The sequence below is a fragment of the Pseudomonas sp. P135 genome (genome assembly GCF_020312125.1).
GTDB classification, from domain to species: Bacteria; Pseudomonadota; Gammaproteobacteria; order Pseudomonadales; family Pseudomonadaceae; genus Aquipseudomonas; species Aquipseudomonas fragariae.
In genome coordinates, this window is sequence record NZ_JAGPYR010000019.1 from 61,148 (window position 1) to 77,590 (window position 16,443).

The following is a 16,443-nucleotide window of genomic DNA, read 5'->3' on the forward strand; positions in this document are numbered from 1 at the left end:
GTCTGGTCTCGACGTTGAACACGAATAGCGACCAGATGCGAAATATCTTGAAACATTCGTGTCACATACCGAGTCAATGGAATAACCCTCTTCAAGGTTTTCCAATGAAAACGCCTCGCCCCGACACCCGTCTCAAATCCCTCACCAACTTGCGCAATTTAAAGATGGCGCGGTCTGCGCACGCGTTCGTGCGAGGCAATACCGCCCAGTTCTATGAGTGGCTTCACAGTCAGTCAGGCAGACGTCTGCCCAGCGGTCCGCCGGTCTGGATCTGCGGAGACTGTCATGCCGGCAATCTGGGGCCCACGGGGGACTCGAGAGGGCGCATCGACATGCATATCCGCGACCTCGATCAAGCCGTCATCGGCAATCCTGCCCATGATCTGGTGAGGCTGGGATTGTCGTTAGCGACGGCTGCTCGTGGCTCGGATCTACCCGGTGTCACCACTGCAAGAATGCTGGAAGAGATGATGCAGGGCTACGAAGAAGCGTTTATGGGCGACGACGATGAAGAGCCCGATCGTCCTGCGCAAGTGAAAGCCGGAATGCGTAGCGCGGTGCAACGCACGTGGAAGCATCTGGCCAAGGAACGCTTCGAAGGTACGCAACCGACCATTCCGCTGGGCAAGCATTTCTGGCAACTGTCGCGTGCGGAACGCGATGCGATCAAGGCGCTTTGTGAGACGCCGGAGATTCATGCGCTGGTGACCTCGCTCAAAGGCAGGTCCCAGGATGACCGTGTGCGCTTGCTTGACTCCGCCTATTGGGTAAAAGGATGCAGCTCTCTGGGGCTGCTTCGCTACGCAGTGCTGATGGTGGTTGGCGATGAAGAGGATGAAGAGTTCTGCCTACTCGACGTCAAGGAAGCCGTCGCAGCAGCGGCCCCACGTACGGCGAGGGCTCGCATGCCCAGAGACAACGGCAAACGGGTTGTGGAGGGCGCCCGCAACCTGTCGCCCGGCCTGGGTAGCCGAATGGTTGCCGTGCGCATGCTGGATCACTCGTTCTTCATTCGTGAGCTGCTTCCTCAGGACATGAAGCTGGAACTGGATGAGCTCACTGAGCAAGAGGCCATGCAGGCCGCAGCATATCTCGCAAAAGTGGTTGGTAACGCCCATGCCAGACAGATGGACCTGGCCACACGTGCGGCGTGGATCAGGGATCTGCAAAGCAATCGGTCCGAGACCCTGGACGCTCCCTCCTGGCTATGGTCGAGCGTCGTTCAACTGGTCGGTAGCCACGAGCAAGGCTACCTTGAGCATTGTCGGCGCTACGCTCTGTAGCGCCTTGTGAGTTGAGCGGAACAGATTAGTTGCTGATGTTGGCCGTCCCTGGCGCACAGGGTTCGGTTAACCAGTATTCCGCTCAAGCTCTCCGGCGAAGCACAAGACAGTAAGTGCCCGGTACTTATCTGTTGTGGCGCAGAATGGAGAAGTTCAGCGCCGCTGCTACCGAGAGCCAGACCAGGTAAGGGAACAGGATCAGCCCGGTGATGATGTCCAGTTGCAAGGCCATTACGATCATCGCGGCAACCACGATCCACAGCAGAACCAGAATCACCATCGCAGCAACCAGGCGGTTCGCACCAAAAAATACCGGCGTCCACAACGTATTCAGGGCAATTTGAGCCGCCCACAGGGCCAGCACGATCTCGCTGCCGGGGATCAGCGTCAAGCGATAGCCGGCCCAGGCGAGAAGCAGATAAATCGTCGTCCACGCCACCGGAAACGCCCAGTCAGGTGGGGTGAAACTCGGCTTCTTAAGAGATTCGTACCATGCTCCTGGCTTGAAGATGATGCCGGTTGCTCCGGCGGCGCAGCAGGCTAGAAGGAAAATGAAGAAGGTCATGGGTTGTCCTGGGTCGAGGGCTTATGAGGCTGATCGGTGGTAGCGATACCCAGGTTGGACGCCTTCGCGTTGAAAAGGTCCGTTTTTTTGATGTGACGGGCAGGGCGAGAAAGGGTCGATCCTCCAGCTCGCCCCGTGGGGCATACCCGGCGCCTCGATAAAGTCTGCCGAGGCGTGCCGTTTAAACGGTGGTTTCTACCATGTAGCCCTGCGTTTAAGCGCTTATTGACGGCCTTATGGTGGTGTAATAAACCCTTGATGGCCAGATGCCCGTCAGACCACGGTGGTCTGCGCTTTATCGGAGGGCTGGCCGGACTGGTCGGGCTCTAGCAACAGGTCACTCTTCTGAACTCAGGCGGATAACCAGAACATGCCAGCACCTTTAACTCCCGTGCATACCTCTGCAGATCTGCCGGCGCAGGCCGATGTGGTTGTGATCGGCGGCGGTATCATTGGCGCGTTTACCGCCTATTACCTTGCCAGGCGCGGCATGAAGGTCACGCTGGTTGAAAAGGGCCGCATAGGCGCCGAGCAGTCAAGCCGTAACTGGGGATGGTGCCGTCAGCAGAATCGCGATGCGCGTGAACTGCCGATGGCCACCAAAAGCCTAGAACTGTGGGAGCAATTCGCCGCGCAATCCGGTGAACAGACCGGTTTTACACGGTGCGGTTTGCTCTACCTGAGTAACAACGACCAGGAGCTGGAAGGGTGGGCGCGCTGGGGCGAGTTTGCGCGCACTGTCAACGTTCAGACCCAGATGCTCACCGCCGAGCAGGCCGCCGAACGGGGCAGGGCGACGGGCAAGCCTTGGAAAGGCGGGGTGTTTGCGCCCACAGATGGCATTGCCGACCCTTCTCGCGCAGCCCCCGCAGTCGCGCGCGCGATCATGGCACTGGGCAGTAGCGTTCATCAGGACTGCGCCGTGCGGGGCGTCGAGACCGAGGGCGGCCGCTTGTCGGCAGTGGTCACCGAAAAGGGCACCATCCGCACCCGGCTCGCGGTGCTTGCCGCAGGCGCCTGGGCGTCGTCGTTCTGCCGCCAGTATGGTATTCGCTTCCCGCAAGCGACGATTCGTCAGACCGTACTTTCGGTCACCGCCCCGAGCCAGGAAATTCCCAGTGCGCTGCATACCACCGGCGCGTCCATGACCCGCCGCTTTGATGGCAGTTACACGCTGGCGATCAGTGGCCGGGGGCGAGTCGATATCACGCCGCAGTTGCTGAGGTTCTCTACACAATTCCTGCCAATGTTTCAGCGCCGCTGGCGCAACCTTGCGCCTGGGGGGCTGGAAGGCTGGCAAGCAGGCCACGAAAGCTTGAAGCGCTGGCGCCTGGACCAGCCCACGCCGATGGAGAGAATGCGCATTCTCGACCCAAGCGCTGACGCCTCCGCGGTTGCGCTAACTTACAAGCGCGCGGTGGAATTGGTGCCGGCACTGCAGGGTACGTCGATCAAGGCGTCGTGGGCCGGTTACGTGGACAGTACGCCAGACGGCGTTCCCGGTATCGGCGAAATGGCCAGCCTGCCGGGGTTGGTGATCGCGGCCGGGTTCAGCGGGCATGGCTTTGGTATTGGCCCCGGCGCAGGTCATCTTATCGCCGATATTGTCAGCGGTGTGAGCCCCATTGTTGATCCGCGTCCTTATCACCCGGACCGCTTTCAAACGTCCGCCTGGGGCAAGGTGGCGGACTTTTGAGCTGAAGCCGTCTTGTTGAAAACGTTTGGCCGGGGTGAGGAGGTAGATTTATTTTGCCTTTTCAGTCTCGCGCATAAACTGCTCGAGTTCCTTGCTATAGAACTTCGCCATGCTCGTGGTGCCGTGACCGCGGGTGTCGGCGCTGGCGGGGATAAGTAATAGCCGTGCGTGCTTGAGTTCTTTCATCGACGCCTCCATCAGGCCTGTTTCCGGTGGGATGCGCTCATCGTCTGCCGAATTGATGGCCAGCACCGGCGCCTGGATTTTCTTCAGACCGGGGCCTGCGTTGAAGTCGGCAGAAGATTGCCATTGGTAGATGAAGTCATTGGCGTCGCCGGTTTGTGCAGCGCTGAGGCGTTCATCCACCAGCTTATCGGCCTGAGCGCGGGCCGGGGCAGCCGCCTGATACGCCAGAGTACCGCCACTGGTAGCGATGCTGAACATCGCGTTGGCCAAGCGCAGGGAGGGCGGTTGCGCGCTGTAGTTACCGTTGTTCCAGGCCGGGTCTTGCTTGATCGACTCCACCAGCAAGCGGCGCATCATCCAGTTGCGGGATGACATTTCGGTGGGTTGGGAAGCCATGGGCACCAGTGCGTCCATCATCTGCGGCCAGTTCTGGCCCCACATCCAGGTTTGCATGCCGCCCATGGAGTTACCGATGATCAGCCTCAGGTGCTTGATACCCAGACCTTCGGTGACCAACCGATACTGGGCTTGAACCATGTCGTTGTAGTTGTACGCCGGAAACCGGGTACGCAAGCCGTCCGATGGTTTGCTGGACTGGCCTACGCCAATGCCATCGGTGGAAATGATGTAGTACTTGCTGGCATCCAGCGGCTGACCAGGGCCAAACAGCTCACCGCCAAAGTCCTTGCTCAGCATATCGCTGCCTGGCCGATAGGTGCCGTGCAGAAAGAGGATGGCGGGATTCCTGGGATTGCCAAGGGTGATGTAGTGCAGTTTGAGGTTGGCGAGTTTTTCACCGGTATGGAAGGTGAACTGCGGTGCAACCCAGTCGCCCTCGGTCGCGGCGGGTAACGGCGCGGCACTGATGGCGGGACCGAATAAGGCTAGAGAAAACAACAACCCAATCGCGGGACGTGAAATGAATCTATGCATGATTGTGTCCTATTATTTTTGTTTTAGGAGGTCCTGCGCTTCGATGCTTGCAGGAGTGATCACTTGGCTAATCCTCAGGGCGAGACAATCATGGCGCAACGTGGACGGGTGTCGATACGGGGATCTTCGCTCCCGTCCTGCTTTGTATTTTTGTCAGGGCGTCATGGGTGTTGGAGAGATAATCTGCCAACGATCAGATAATGTTAAGTTAATTTTTATATAACATTATTTAACATAGCAATAGGCTGCGCGCTTTCGGAAGGCCTCAGCCGGGCAGGGGGCCGATGCAGGATCTCGTTCAATTTTCCCAACGGCTCACTGCTCTCGGCTCAATCACGATATGGGGTTACCCTGAAGACCGGGTAATAAGGCGGGGCCCACCTGCTATCAATGTCTCGCTCAATCGGGGCTTTTGGGCCTACAGTCTTGAGTGTCGCTCACTGTAAGGAATACAAATACAAATGAACGCGTTGCCTTCAACCTCTCTGCCAAAGCACGTCAGCCTGCTGGGTTATGGCGGCCTTTTGCCGTTTATTTCTCTGGCGCTGCTGATCCCGTTCTCTAGCGACTATCGGCCGCTGTTTGCGATTGCCCTTGTCAACTATGGAGCCGTCATACTGAGCTTCGTCGGCGCCTTGCACTGGGGCTTCGCCATGACCGCCCAAGACATGAAAGCCGAGCAGCGCAGCGGCCGGTTCATCTGGAGTGTCATCCCTGCACTTATTGCCTGGATTGCCACGTTACTGCCAATGCCATTGGGTTGCTTGCTGCTGGTCATCGGCTTTGTTGTCCACTTTTGGCAGGACAGACTGCTCTTGCGGGTTATAAGCTTGCCCGGCTGGTACCTTCCTATGCGATTACGGCTTACCGCTGTGGTTAGCATCTGCCTGCTGCTTGCCGCGATGGTTGAGGCGCTTCATTTATGAAACCTCTCATAATCAAATGTTGGCCGTGGAGGATTCGTCGATGCCGCGTCAGCAAGCACAGAGGGAGGTCGAGGCATCGGGGTTCATGAAATGGAGGCTGTAGGAAATCTGGGGCCGTCTTTATCCCAAGCTCTACCCGTTCAAATGCTTCGGCCTGACCTTTTGTATTTGTTCCCGCTTTGTAGTGGTCAACTGATCCCGGACACGACGTTAAGGTTTTTCTCGTACTGAGCGGGCGCCAGCCCATCATTGAACTGGTGTAGCCGAATCCAGTTATAACGATGCATAAGATAATGGCTGATATCCCGCTGAGCCTCTTGGACCGTCATGTAGCGTACGGGCGGTATCCACTCAGTTTTCAAACTGCGGAATACAGGTTCCATCGGCGAGTTGTCGTAGCAATTATCCCGGCGACTCATGCTCTGGCGCATGCGGTATCGCCAAAGCCGCTGGCGAAACTGTCGGCTCCCATATTGGGAGCCCTGATCTGAGTGAAACAGCACACCACCCGACGCGCATTAAGATCCATAACCACCGGCAGGTAATGCCATTTTCCTTGTGCCCAGATGTAGGTGATGTCGCCACACCAGACCTGATTGGGCGCGAGTACATTAAACTCTTGATTCAAAATGTTCGGAATGTCAGGCCGCTCCACTGTTGCTTTTTTATAAGCATGCGAGCCCGGTTGCTTGCTGATCAATCCCAGTTCCCGCATCAGGCCACGCACCTTGAACCGACCGATTTGCTCGCCATCTTCTTGCATCATCGACACGATGATGCAGCTGCCGGCAGCGCTTCGACTTTGCCCGAACAATTCATTGACGCGGCTGAGTAAACGAACCCGCTCGGCGTCTGGAGCCCGACGCCGCAGGCAATGGTTGTAGTAGCACGAGCGAGGTGTCTCGAACACCTCGCACAGCAACCTGATGGGCTCATGGATACCGAGCTGATCGATCAGCGCAGGCGCTCGTGTTCTTCCGACATCAAGAGCGCGGTAGCTTTTTTTAAGATCGATTTTTCCCGCTCAAGGCGAGCAATTCGGGCTTCCAGCTCTTGGATTTTCTGCTGCTCCGGGGTCAGCGCTTTGCTCTGCGGGATGACGCCCGTGCGTTCTTGCTGCACTTGATCGACCCATCGGCGCAAAGCCGACTCGCCGATACCAAGCGAGCGGCTGGCCTCAATGAAGCTGTAATCCTGCTTGAGAACGAGGTCAGCAGCCTCGCGCTTGAATTCAGGGGAAAAGGTACGGCGTTGTTTGGTCATCTGATACCTCGTTCTGGCGAGCATTATCGCCTAAATGAGTGTCCGGAATCATTAGACCACTACAAGGACCCTCTGATGATCCTCTGCACGATCCAGCTCAATAATACATTCCGTCGGAAGAGAGGGGACTAGAGCCTTGCAAATGCACCTTCTGGTAGTCATTATGCCATTACTATTGCCGACCGCAGTTGAACGAAGGATCGTATTGCCTCATGAAGCGCTTGCTCATCTCCCCCAGTCATTTGACGTCTCTGCTTCAGCAAGTCAAGGCGGTTTCCGCCACATCGTGAATCAACGGCCTCTATCGAGCCGTCCTCAGGCTCATCGAACCCCGAAAACTAGTCATTCAGCTTACATCGTAGGATGGGTCAAATCGTGCTCAAAGCAATCATTCGGTGGTTCAGTGTCTCCCGGAAGGTCGACAAGAGCGACAACCCATTCCTGTATCCCTTGGAGCTTGATGAACTCAAAGCAGAGCTCAAGGTAGAACATCATGCCAAGAGGCAAGGCATGCTGGGGTTGCCAGCCAGTGATGACACGAAGCTTTCTGGCACAGAAGAGGCTATCAAAGGGCGGTTGGAAAATGCTCGCAGAGACGCCTTATCCTGGGCGACGCACAGGCTTAAGACTATTCATAACAAGCTGGCAGACCTTGATATCACCCCCGTCGTGAATCGAGCAATGGAAGCCGACAGGGAGTTTGAGCGCTTGGCCAACTCTATCCTTTCGGACAATGCTCAACTGCTCAAGTCAACCCGATTGAAGGCTGAGCAGGCGCGCAATGAGCTTGAGCACTTTAAGGCAGAGAACAATCTGGTACGCAGCGCCAAGGTCAACTCATCGACATGGACGGTCGTGCTCTCATTTGCCTTGGTCATCATGCTGATCATTGAGGCGTCGATCAACGCTGAGCTTTTTGCTGCCAGCTTCGACGGGGGATTCATTGACGGTTTTCTGTACGCGGGCGGACTTGCAGCAGCCAATATCTTCTGGGGTTTTTCCTGGGGTCGATTCGGACTACCTCACCTCAATCACCGCAAGTGGTCACGCAAGCTGTGGGGCTGGATTTCGATCCTTCCCTTGATTACGGGCGCGGTCTTCATTGCGATGGTCACGTCGCATTTTCGTGATGCGCTGGCAGTACGAGCCGACATCAGTTCATCCGAAGCCGCCAAGATCGCTATGCAAACCCTGTTCAGTTCCCCATTTGAATTTGCAGACATCATCTCATTGATGTTGTTTGGGCTGAGTCTTGTTTTTGCAGCTATGAGCTGCATGGATGGTTTTTTATGGAAAGATTTCTACCCAGGTTACACCGATGCCCAGCGTCACGCAGATCAAGAGATTAACGCTTACGAATCCGAAATTGAGTTCGTAAAAGAAGCTTTGGCAGGTCTTCAAGAAAAGAGGCTTGCGCAACTAGATGACGATATTGAGAAGTCCAAAAAGGATATCGTTGAGTATCATCAGCAACTGGAAGAGAAGAGGGTGACGGAGCACCGCCTTCGGGCCGTCCTCAACAAGGCCGAAAACATCATGTCTTCGCTGATTGGGCTATTTCGTTCAGAAAACGAGATGTACCGACAAAACACGCCTTCTCCAGTTTATTTCAAAGACCAGGTGCCATTGCAAGAGCTCGTCCTCCCAGATTTCAGAACCGATATACAGGAGGCGGCCTTGGCTAATCAAACTGATAGTCATGCGAAGCTGCTCGCCAAAGCGGCAGGCATTCGGCACGAAATCGAGTCCTCATTCACCCAAAAATTCGATCAACTCGTTCCTTTTCGCGATCAGATCAGCCAGTAAGGAGTCATCATGGCCAGACTTAGCCGAGCCGCCCAACAGAAGAAGAATCGCGAGATAAAATGGCTGATCATTGTAGTTCTGGTCGTGGTGCTATTGATTACAGGTCTCACGATGCTTTTTCGCAACAGGGACAAAGCCCCGGATCGTGAAACTCTGTGTCCAACGACGGGCGCGCTTGGTCACTACATCGTTCTCATCGACAACACTGATCCTTACAGGTTTGTGCAGAAGGAGGCGCTTCTCCAGCGAATGCGCAGTTTGGCCACGCGAGGAGTGCCAGAGGGCTACATGGTCTCGGTGTTTGTCCTGGGCTCAGATTTCATAGCACACGCGAAACCCGTGTTTGAAAAATGCAATCCGGGGATAGGGGAGGACAAATCAGGCATGACTGCGAACCTCGCCCGCATAAAGAAACGCTATCAGCAAGAGTTTGTCGAGCCTTTGGTCGCAGTCGCAGATTCGCTGCTGCTGAAGGAAAGCTCACAGCGTTCTCCTATTTTCGAAATGCTTCAGCTGGTCGCGATTAATGGCTTCGAGCACCAGCAGATCAAAGGCGAGCGAAAGCTGATTGTCTTCTCAGACATGATCCCTAACGTACCGCAATTCAGCATGTACAAGGCAGTTCCAGATTTTCAGACCTTTAAGCAAACGCCCTATGGTCAAACCACCAAAGCTCAACTTAACAATGTGGATGTCGAGCTCAATTTTCTGCTGAATCGCCCGGAGATCCAAAAACGTTCTCAAGCCGGATTTTGGGAGTCGTATTTCATTAACTCTGGCGCCAACGTTACACGCACTGATCCAATGGAGGGTTGACATGCAGCGCATGACGATCAAAGTTTTGCCGCTGTTCATCGCCATCTGTGCTCTAAAGGTCGGAGCGGCCACAATTGGCTTCTTTCTGCACAGCGTCTACCTTTGGGGTTTGGCGATTCCACTGTTCTTAATGGCGATCTACATAGCAGTCGGATTGAAATACAGAGAACCCGTCATCTCGGCAGAAAAATTCGCGGACTCGTGCTACTACCTCGGCTTTATCTTCACGATCGCATCGATCATCTTCAACTTGTTCGATCTTCCAAATATTGGCGATGACCTCTACTCCATTGCCGTGCGTTTCGGCGCAGCCATGGTGAGTACGGTGATGGGGCTTTTCGTCAGGATCTGCCTAGTGAGCTTCAGACCTTCAATGGAAGATGCCATACGCACCATGGAGGATCAGGTAGTTGACGCCTCACAACGCCTAGCAGAATCCTATAACAAAGCGTTTGATGATCTTGAACATTTCCGTGGTGAGGTGGCAAACGCTGCAAGAGAAACAGTCAGGGCGGTCTCCTTGGAGATACAGAGCCTCACCGAACAAAATGCGAAACGCATGGACGAGTTTTTCCTGAGTGTGTCGGCGCAACACACAGAGGCGATGGCCGCTATCATTCAAGACACCAAGACGAATACTGAGGAACTTAAGGCAGCAGTGGGCGAATACACTGCCGCGTCGGTCGCCTCGGTATCCAAGATTGACGCCAGCGTCGACAATTTCCGAGAGATGGTTATCTCGCGCCTTGAGGCAGTCGATTTCCCCGAGGATCTGTTTACCCGAAAGCTAGGTGCCGCGATCGAGGCTCTGAACGGTTCGACAGAAGCACTGACATCTGGAGTCAGCAGCATTTCCGGTGAGGTGCTGGAAGCTGCGAAGCTAGTCGAGCGCAGCATCACGAAAGTGAACAAGAAAACCGAGTCGATGACCCAGACTCTGGACGTTTCCCAGCAGGTCTTCGCTCAGCAAGGTGAATTGCTAGAGGCCATCCGTGAGCAGAACTCAGGGGTTCTATCCGTCATTCAGGATCAGCGGACACAATTGACCTCAGCGCTTGTTCAGCACCGCGAATCCAGCGTCGAAGGCATGGTAAAGCAAACTGTTGCACTGGCAGAGCTCGCCAGTGTGTTCAAACGGGTCGACAGCTCAGTTGAGCAAGTCGCTGACCAGCTATCGGTAGCTAGAGAGCAGACGGTCAAAGTCCTCTCTGGTATTGAACGTGTTGATCAACAGACCACCGCTCAAGGGCAAGCCGTTAAACGCAATCTCGACAGCCTTGAAGCGGCCATCACTACCGCAGCAGAACACACCTCATCGATCACATCGGCATTGCAGCACAGCAATGAAGCTCAGGGTACCAATCACGCCAAGGTAGTGCAGACGCTTGATGAGATGGGGAAAACTTTGGTCAGTCACAGCCAGTTGCTGAGAGCGACAAGTTCTCACTCTCCCGTCAGTGGCACCCCGCTGGACACTGGTGCAAGCCCAATTGACCTCCAGCAAGAATCTAATGACCTCTCAGCCTCATCACCTGTTACCAGCGAGCCTTCATCCACCAAAAGCGCGTGGTTCAAGCGGTAACAGGGATTCTCATGAGCACTAAAAACGATCAGGTTTTCCAGCTGTCTCTGACAGAGCTCGCGTTTATGATCATCTTCATCTTGATGCTGCTACTTGGGATGATGGTGGTGAGAACAGTGAAAGAGAACAACGAACTCAAAGCTGCTGCTGCGATCGAGCAGGGCGCCCAGAGTAAAACCGAGGTGTTGAATCAGGTCACCAGCGCTTTGAAAGCGAAGCTTAAGGCCATTGGGCAAAAGAAGCCCGATGAAGTGATTTCCAAGATGGTGTTGGCCGCAGAAGCCCAAGCTGAAACCGGCCGGCTCAAGGTTTTGCTGGAAGAGAAAGACAAGGAGGTAACGGCCCTTACCGAGATCGAAAAAGCGCTCGCCGAGGTGCCGAAAAATAAAAAAAATGATGAGGCCAAGACTATCGTTGTCCAGGCCTTGCTGACAATGGCTGAACTACAAAAGGCTCTACAATCCAAACAGGACGAGAATGGCGAGAAGCTCACCGGCTCTCAAGTCATAGACAAGGTTCGGGAAATGCGACAGACAAGGGCGCAATTAGCCAAGGCGCTCAAGGTGAGCGAGGGCGAGTTAACCGACGCCACAATCGACAAACTGGTTAATGATGCCGCTGCTTATGGCGAGCTGGCAAAGTCCGACGCCAATCCGTTGGCATTGAAGAAAGCCAATAGCGACCTGCAAGGCCAAGTGAGTTACCTGCAGCACAAGCTGGATGCCCGGGGTGGTATGGACTTTCCGCCGTGCTGGGCAGACCCGGTCACAGGGAAGATTCAGATGCTGTTCTACGTGGAACTGAGCGAGAATTCAGTGCGGGTCACGCCTGACTGGCCTGCGACTCGCCAGCAGGACGCCATGGCTTTGCCGGGGATGAACGGGGTGCTGAGCATGCAGTCGTATGGGTACGACGAGTTTCTGCAGGCAGTCAGGCCAATTTACGATCTGTCTCAATCCAAGACTTGTCGGTTCTATGTCCGAATGAAGAACGAAATCAGCGATGCCGTGCAATCGGATCGTAAACGTCGTCTGATCGAAAACTCGTTTTACAAGCTGGAAATGCGCAGGTAACTCGGTAGTCAGGCGGGCGCTTTTTTTCCCATGCACTGCGTCCGTTACGAGTTTCTGGATGACACATCCAGAACTTGTAGGCCTGCGGACAGACTCCAAAAAGACCTGGATTTCTCTTGAATCCTTAATCGACCAGGGCGTAGTCTCGGAAATCCCACCAACGATTAACTCTGATGCTCACCAAAATAGATGCATTACGTCGTAAAGATAGTTCAGATCTGGATGTCGAACGGTCGAGCAGGAGATCGTATGAGACATAGACTGATGTGATGGAATAAACGGTAAGCTCTTAGGCTTTGAGCAAAGCATCATCCTGAAGATATGAGATGGGCTTGTAGGGAGGACTGAAGTCGTGAAAGAGATTCTGGTTTTCAAGTCTGAGGGACAGTGGCCGAAGCCGATGGCAAGCTCGAAGGCTCTGGAGGCAGGGAGCACAGGCCGTTGATTTCGGAGAACTCCGGTAATTCGTGGCAAAGTCCGGTTTTAGGGTGCAGATGACAACATGACAGACATAGGAATACGCATGATTTAACATAATATACATTATGCGTAACAAAGTATTACGTAATCTGGACCAATGCCCAGCGTATTTCAGCAGGAAAAGGCTCCTGCCGACACTGTCGCCGGTCATTTATTAATGGACAGCTGCCGTCAGGTAATAAGCCGTTGATTCTGCTAGACAAATACAGCTTGTGCAAAAATGCGTATTCCAGATTTGGGCGTTAATCGCCGGAATCCTGTGCTCGGATGTCGGTGAATTCCCTAATGCAGGGCTTTTCCACCGATTAACGATCCAAGCCCCGGTGAACTCCAGCGATTAATAACCATGGCGCTTCACCATTTTCAACGTAAACCCGTTGATTCCTCTGGCTTACATTCCACGTCTGAATCTGTGAAACCTCGTTTCTGAAGCAAACCGTTCGGGCTCAGGTTAGCGCCACGGTCGTTTATCACCGGAAAAAGCGCCTAATTTGAGGAGAATTCCATTGAATAACGATCATGGCGCTCTGCCAAGGCCACCGAATAGTGACCATGACTCTTACCCTGCATAGCAGGAACTTCCTGTTTAACAAGGTTTTCCTGGCGTTTCCTGAAGCTGCCAGCCGATACCAAAGGCAAACGGTTTGACGGTGATTTGCCCATTTGGTCATTAATTCGTGGACTAATTACTCTGATCTCTGCAGCCAATATGCATCTGTGCGGCTTAATCCACCGCGGTTTACTACAGCGTGCCGCGGTGGCGCCTATCGAAATCTCAATCGCATCGCCGCTACGTGCAAACGCCCCCTGTCGCCCCCAAGCTCAATCTGGCCAGTAGTCTCGAGGTTGCGATGCTGGCGCATTCCAAGTTTGCCGATGGTGTCACTAACGTGTGGTAATCCATACATCGTCCAACCCACAGATCAACCAGATCGCAGTCTAAGTGGGCGATGACCGGCTCTCCGGGATGCTCATCCACCGCCGCCGCGGGGTATCCCCCACCGGGAAATACGTGATGCAAAGTGGGGAATGGTCAGTCGGATGAAAGCGTCGGCGTGCTTGGCCGGCAAAGTAGAGCCGATCAATGTGCAGGATCTCTAGGAGGGCGATTTGATCTGTGCAATATCCGATAATCCCCAGACCCGGATATTGCATAGCCCGGTGTTTGCTAGGATCATGTCAGTCCTTTCATCTGCCTGCTCAAACTAATTTTATGCTTGTGCCTTCCATGCCACATCCGCTGTTTGAAACCTATGCGCGATTTGGCGAGCTCAATTTCAGTTCTCTAAAAGAAGAAAGTTCTGCCGTCACCCAGTATCTCGGGCAGTTTCCAGAGCACATCCAGGCGCTCGACGGCTACCGCTCCGTTCGCAGTTTCCTGAAGTCTTACGCGGGCAACGAGGCTACGTTCAACTCTTATCGTACCCACGTCGAGCGCCTGCTGCTGTGGACGCTGCTCAAGGCGCGAATCCCTTTGCTGGAAATGCGACGCACACATGCTGAAAGCTTCATGGAATTCTGCCTGGCGCCGGATCCCGTCTGGGTCGGGCCAGTGGTCAAATCCCGCTTCAACCGCGTCGGTGCGCGCAAGAAAACCGCGACCGATACGTACGTGGTAAACCCCGATTGGCGGCCGTTCAATCAGACAGTCTCCAAGGAAGAACGCAAGCGCGCCAAGGAGCGGAACCGCCCCGCTCTGCCTGACGCCTACAAGCTTGCCCAAGGCTCCATCGCGCAGATCTTTGCGGTGTGCGGCAGTTTCTTCCAGCATTCGATCGACGAAGGATTCTGTGAGCAAAATCCGTTTCGGGCAGTCAAGCAGAAGAGCAAGTACAAACAGCGCAACACCGATGACCAAGACACTCGGATTCTAACCTCATTGCAGTGGGACTTTGTGCTGGAGACTGCAGAGAATCTGGCTGCTGAGGACCCTCGATATGAACGCACGCTGTTCATTGTGGCAACGATATTCGCTATGTATTTACGGGTTTCCGACCTTGTCGGGCGTGATAACTGGCAACCGACAATGGGCGATTTGCGAAAGGACAGCGCGGGCAACTGGTGGTATCACGTGGTGGGCAAAGGCAACAAGGCCGGCAAGATCAGCGTGCGCGACGATTATGTCGAGAATTATCTGAAGCGCTGGCGGCTGCATCAGGGACTGGCTCCCCTGCCCGGTTTCCGCGAAACCACGCCGCTGATCGCAACTCAGCGTGGCCGCGCCGGGCTCTCTGATCGGCATATTCGTGTGCTGCTTCAAGAAGTGTTCGATCGGGCACTGGCACGCATGCAGGACGAAGGCTGGCCGGATGAAGACGTCGGCCGCTTGCGCGCCGCCTCACTGCACTGGTTGCGGCACACCTCGGCGACCTTCGATGCGCCGCATCGGGACATGAAGGATCTCCAGGTGGATCTGCGCCATAACAGCCTCAGTACTACGCAGAACGTCTACTACAACTCAGAAGATGAGAAACGGGCGTATTCGGTAAAGCGCCTGCCGATGAAAGAGCGCTGAGGCCATACGCTGGCGCTCAGAGAATCTCTCAGCGCCTTGCTAACCAAGTTGGCATCGTTGGTCAGATAAACCCCCAGCCCACGACTTTGCGGGCGAACAGATCAACGACTACTGCTAGGTGAACCCATGATGGCACCCACGCGGCCCATGCCGATCGCCCAGCCGGTAGCAGTTGCTCTCAGTGCCGTGGAGTACGCCGAAACGACCAGATAATTCAGCGCCAGCTGCTGCCCTCCTACGCCCACGCCAGCCAGAGCGACGCAGACAAAGACCAGTTGCCAGTGACTCCCCGCGTAACTCAGCCCAAGGCGTGCCACCATGCCGACAGCCAGTAGCCACAACAATACCCGGCGCAGGCTCACACGGGGCAAGAGGATCGACAGCGGTAAGGCGAAAACGATGAAGGCAGCGTTCACTGTTACCGTAGCAATTGGGGCCTGGATAGCGCTCAGGCGCAGTTGTTTAAGCACGGGCGGCAACCAGGATAACAACATGAACCACGCTACCCAATTGAACAGGTACGTCGCCCAGATCGCTAGGGTGATTCGACGTAATGTAGGCGCCAATAACACGCCGACAGCGCCGCGCTCGACAGGCTCGTCAACCACAAGCGCGGCGGCGCAATCTCGTTCAATGCCGAGAAGACGTCCAACTTGGTCGGCCGCTTGGGAGGCGCCCTTGCGAGTGATCAGGTACTGCGTCGACTCGGGTAATCCGAACAGCAAGACTTAAACCAGCATTGCAGGTGTCAGCCCACCGACGATGAGAGTTCCTTCCCAACCGATAAGAGGTAACGCGCGCGAAGCAAGAAGGCCGCCAAGCATCGCCCCTGCGGGCAAGACTAGCAGGATGCCGGTGACGGCGCGGCGCCTCGATGGCAAGTAGGTACGTACTCGCTCACAAGAGCAAGCATTACCGGCGTTGCTCCGCCCATGCCCAGTCCGGCAATGAAACGTAGGACGAGGATGGATTAAGGTCGCAGGTCCAAGCGGTGACCAGAATGGTCAGACTGAACCACACGACTGCTCCAACTACCACCGGCCGACGACCGAAACGGTCTGCCAGCGTGCCCAAGAGCATCGCGCCTAGTGCCATACCGATCACCCCGGCTGTCATTTTTGGAACCAACGCCGTGGGGGCCAGAGAGAAATTCGCGAGCATAGCAGGGCCGGTATAAGCGATGGCCGGGGTGTCGAAACCATCGAATAGTGCGACAAAAAAGCAAAGTGCAAGCACACGCACTCGCAGTGCGACAAGCGGGCGCTGGTCAATCAGCGCGCGGGGGGGTATTGCGGCATCCAAGGCGGCACCCTCAGCGT

12 protein-coding genes and 1 pseudogene are annotated in these 16,443 nt (G+C 55.1%); 8 read left to right on the forward strand and 5 right to left on the reverse strand.

Features of this window, described 5'->3' with window-relative positions:
* Nucleotides 1–104: 104 nt before the first annotated feature.
* Complete coding sequence (locus tag KBY08_RS22215; protein WP_225651261.1) at nucleotides 105–1,283, forward strand: DUF2252 domain-containing protein; 1,179 nt, start codon at nucleotides 105–107, stop codon at nucleotides 1,281–1,283.
* 124 nt (nucleotides 1,284–1,407) lie between these two features.
* On the opposite strand, the gene tspO is transcribed toward KBY08_RS22215, so the two are convergent.
* The gene (gene tspO / locus KBY08_RS22220) at nucleotides 1,408–1,848 is read right to left on the reverse strand and encodes a tryptophan-rich sensory protein TspO (protein ID WP_024642940.1); all 441 of its coding nucleotides are present in this window, start codon (nucleotides 1,846–1,848) and stop codon (nucleotides 1,408–1,410) included.
* A gap of 370 nt (nucleotides 1,849–2,218) precedes the next feature.
* On the opposite strand from tspO, the gene KBY08_RS22225 reads away from it, so the two are divergent.
* A complete protein-coding gene (locus tag KBY08_RS22225; protein WP_024651652.1) occupies nucleotides 2,219–3,544 on the forward strand; it encodes an NAD(P)/FAD-dependent oxidoreductase in 1,326 nt (441 codons plus the stop codon).
* A gap of 48 nt (nucleotides 3,545–3,592) precedes the next feature.
* Here KBY08_RS22225 and KBY08_RS22230 read toward each other — a convergent pair whose 3' ends face one another.
* Nucleotides 3,593–4,663 (reverse strand): alpha/beta fold hydrolase, encoded by a 1,071-nt coding sequence (locus KBY08_RS22230; RefSeq protein ID WP_111522715.1) that lies wholly within the window; start codon nucleotides 4,661–4,663, stop codon nucleotides 3,593–3,595.
* 461 nt (nucleotides 4,664–5,124) lie between these two features.
* Here KBY08_RS22230 and KBY08_RS22235 point away from each other — a divergent pair, with 461 nt between their 5' ends.
* Entirely contained in the window at nucleotides 5,125–5,589 is a 465-nt protein-coding gene (locus tag KBY08_RS22235) for a DUF3429 domain-containing protein (RefSeq protein WP_060405742.1), read from the forward strand.
* A 188-nt stretch (nucleotides 5,590–5,777) separates the two neighbouring features.
* On the opposite strand, the pseudogene KBY08_RS22240 reads toward KBY08_RS22235, so the two are convergent.
* Nucleotides 5,778–6,852 (reverse strand): annotated as a pseudogene (locus KBY08_RS22240) (IS3 family transposase).
* A 375-nt stretch (nucleotides 6,853–7,227) separates the two neighbouring features.
* Between KBY08_RS22240 and KBY08_RS22245 the strand changes: the two are divergent.
* The 5 genes from KBY08_RS22245 to KBY08_RS22265 all read left to right on the forward strand — a co-directional run bounded on the left by KBY08_RS22245 (nucleotide 7,228) and on the right by KBY08_RS22265 (nucleotide 15,124).
* Nucleotides 7,228–8,658: a hypothetical protein gene (locus tag KBY08_RS22245; RefSeq protein ID WP_129449176.1), complete on the forward strand. Its 1,431-nt coding sequence runs from the start codon at nucleotides 7,228–7,230 to the stop codon at nucleotides 8,656–8,658.
* Nucleotides 8,659–8,667: 9 nt separating this feature from the next.
* The gene (locus tag KBY08_RS22250) at nucleotides 8,668–9,474 is read left to right on the forward strand and encodes a hypothetical protein (protein WP_003401148.1); all 807 of its coding nucleotides are present in this window, start codon (nucleotides 8,668–8,670) and stop codon (nucleotides 9,472–9,474) included.
* Between the two features lies 1 nt (nucleotide 9,475).
* Nucleotides 9,476–11,056 (forward strand): hypothetical protein, encoded by a 1,581-nt coding sequence (locus tag KBY08_RS22255; protein WP_060405745.1) that lies wholly within the window; start codon nucleotides 9,476–9,478, stop codon nucleotides 11,054–11,056.
* A gap of 11 nt (nucleotides 11,057–11,067) precedes the next feature.
* Nucleotides 11,068–12,129, forward strand: coding sequence for a hypothetical protein (locus KBY08_RS22260; protein WP_003401145.1), 1,062 nt, complete (start codon nucleotides 11,068–11,070; stop codon nucleotides 12,127–12,129).
* Between the two features lie 1,699 nt (nucleotides 12,130–13,828).
* The gene (locus tag KBY08_RS22265; protein WP_024642949.1) at nucleotides 13,829–15,124 is read left to right on the forward strand and encodes a tyrosine-type recombinase/integrase; all 1,296 of its coding nucleotides are present in this window, start codon (nucleotides 13,829–13,831) and stop codon (nucleotides 15,122–15,124) included.
* A gap of 101 nt (nucleotides 15,125–15,225) precedes the next feature.
* Here KBY08_RS22265 and KBY08_RS26955 read toward each other — a convergent pair whose 3' ends face one another.
* Both KBY08_RS26955 and KBY08_RS22275 read right to left on the reverse strand, forming a co-directional pair.
* Nucleotides 15,226–15,618 carry an MFS transporter gene (locus tag KBY08_RS26955; protein WP_370737600.1) on the reverse strand — a complete coding sequence of 131 codons (393 nt, stop codon included), beginning with the start codon at nucleotides 15,616–15,618 and terminating at the stop codon, nucleotides 15,226–15,228.
* Nucleotides 15,619–16,036: 418 nt separating this feature from the next.
* On the reverse strand, nucleotides 16,037–16,426 hold the full coding sequence (locus KBY08_RS22275) for an MFS transporter (RefSeq protein ID WP_050586788.1): 390 nt from the start codon (nucleotides 16,424–16,426) through the stop codon (nucleotides 16,037–16,039).
* Nucleotides 16,427–16,443 lie beyond the last annotated feature (17 nt).

Bases quoted from the DNA above. Each gene is read 5' to 3' on its own strand.
- KBY08_RS22250 (WP_003401148.1), top strand. From the start codon at position 8,668: ATGGCCAGACTTAGCCGAGCCGCCCAACAGAAGAAGAATCGCGAGATA.
- KBY08_RS22230 (WP_111522715.1), bottom strand. From the start codon at position 4,663: ATGCATAGATTCATTTCACGTCCCGCGATTGGGTTGTTGTTTTCTCTA.
- KBY08_RS22260 (WP_003401145.1), top strand. From the start codon at position 11,068: ATGAGCACTAAAAACGATCAGGTTTTCCAGCTGTCTCTGACAGAGCTC.
- KBY08_RS22225 (WP_024651652.1), top strand. From the start codon at position 2,219: ATGCCAGCACCTTTAACTCCCGTGCATACCTCTGCAGATCTGCCGGCG.
- tspO (WP_024642940.1), bottom strand. From the start codon at position 1,848: ATGACCTTCTTCATTTTCCTTCTAGCCTGCTGCGCCGCCGGAGCAACC.
- KBY08_RS22255 (WP_060405745.1), top strand. From the start codon at position 9,476: ATGCAGCGCATGACGATCAAAGTTTTGCCGCTGTTCATCGCCATCTGT.
- KBY08_RS22215 (WP_225651261.1), top strand. From the start codon at position 105: ATGAAAACGCCTCGCCCCGACACCCGTCTCAAATCCCTCACCAACTTG.
- KBY08_RS26955 (WP_370737600.1), bottom strand. From the start codon at position 15,618: ATGTTGTTATCCTGGTTGCCGCCCGTGCTTAAACAACTGCGCCTGAGC.
- KBY08_RS22235 (WP_060405742.1), top strand. From the start codon at position 5,125: ATGAACGCGTTGCCTTCAACCTCTCTGCCAAAGCACGTCAGCCTGCTG.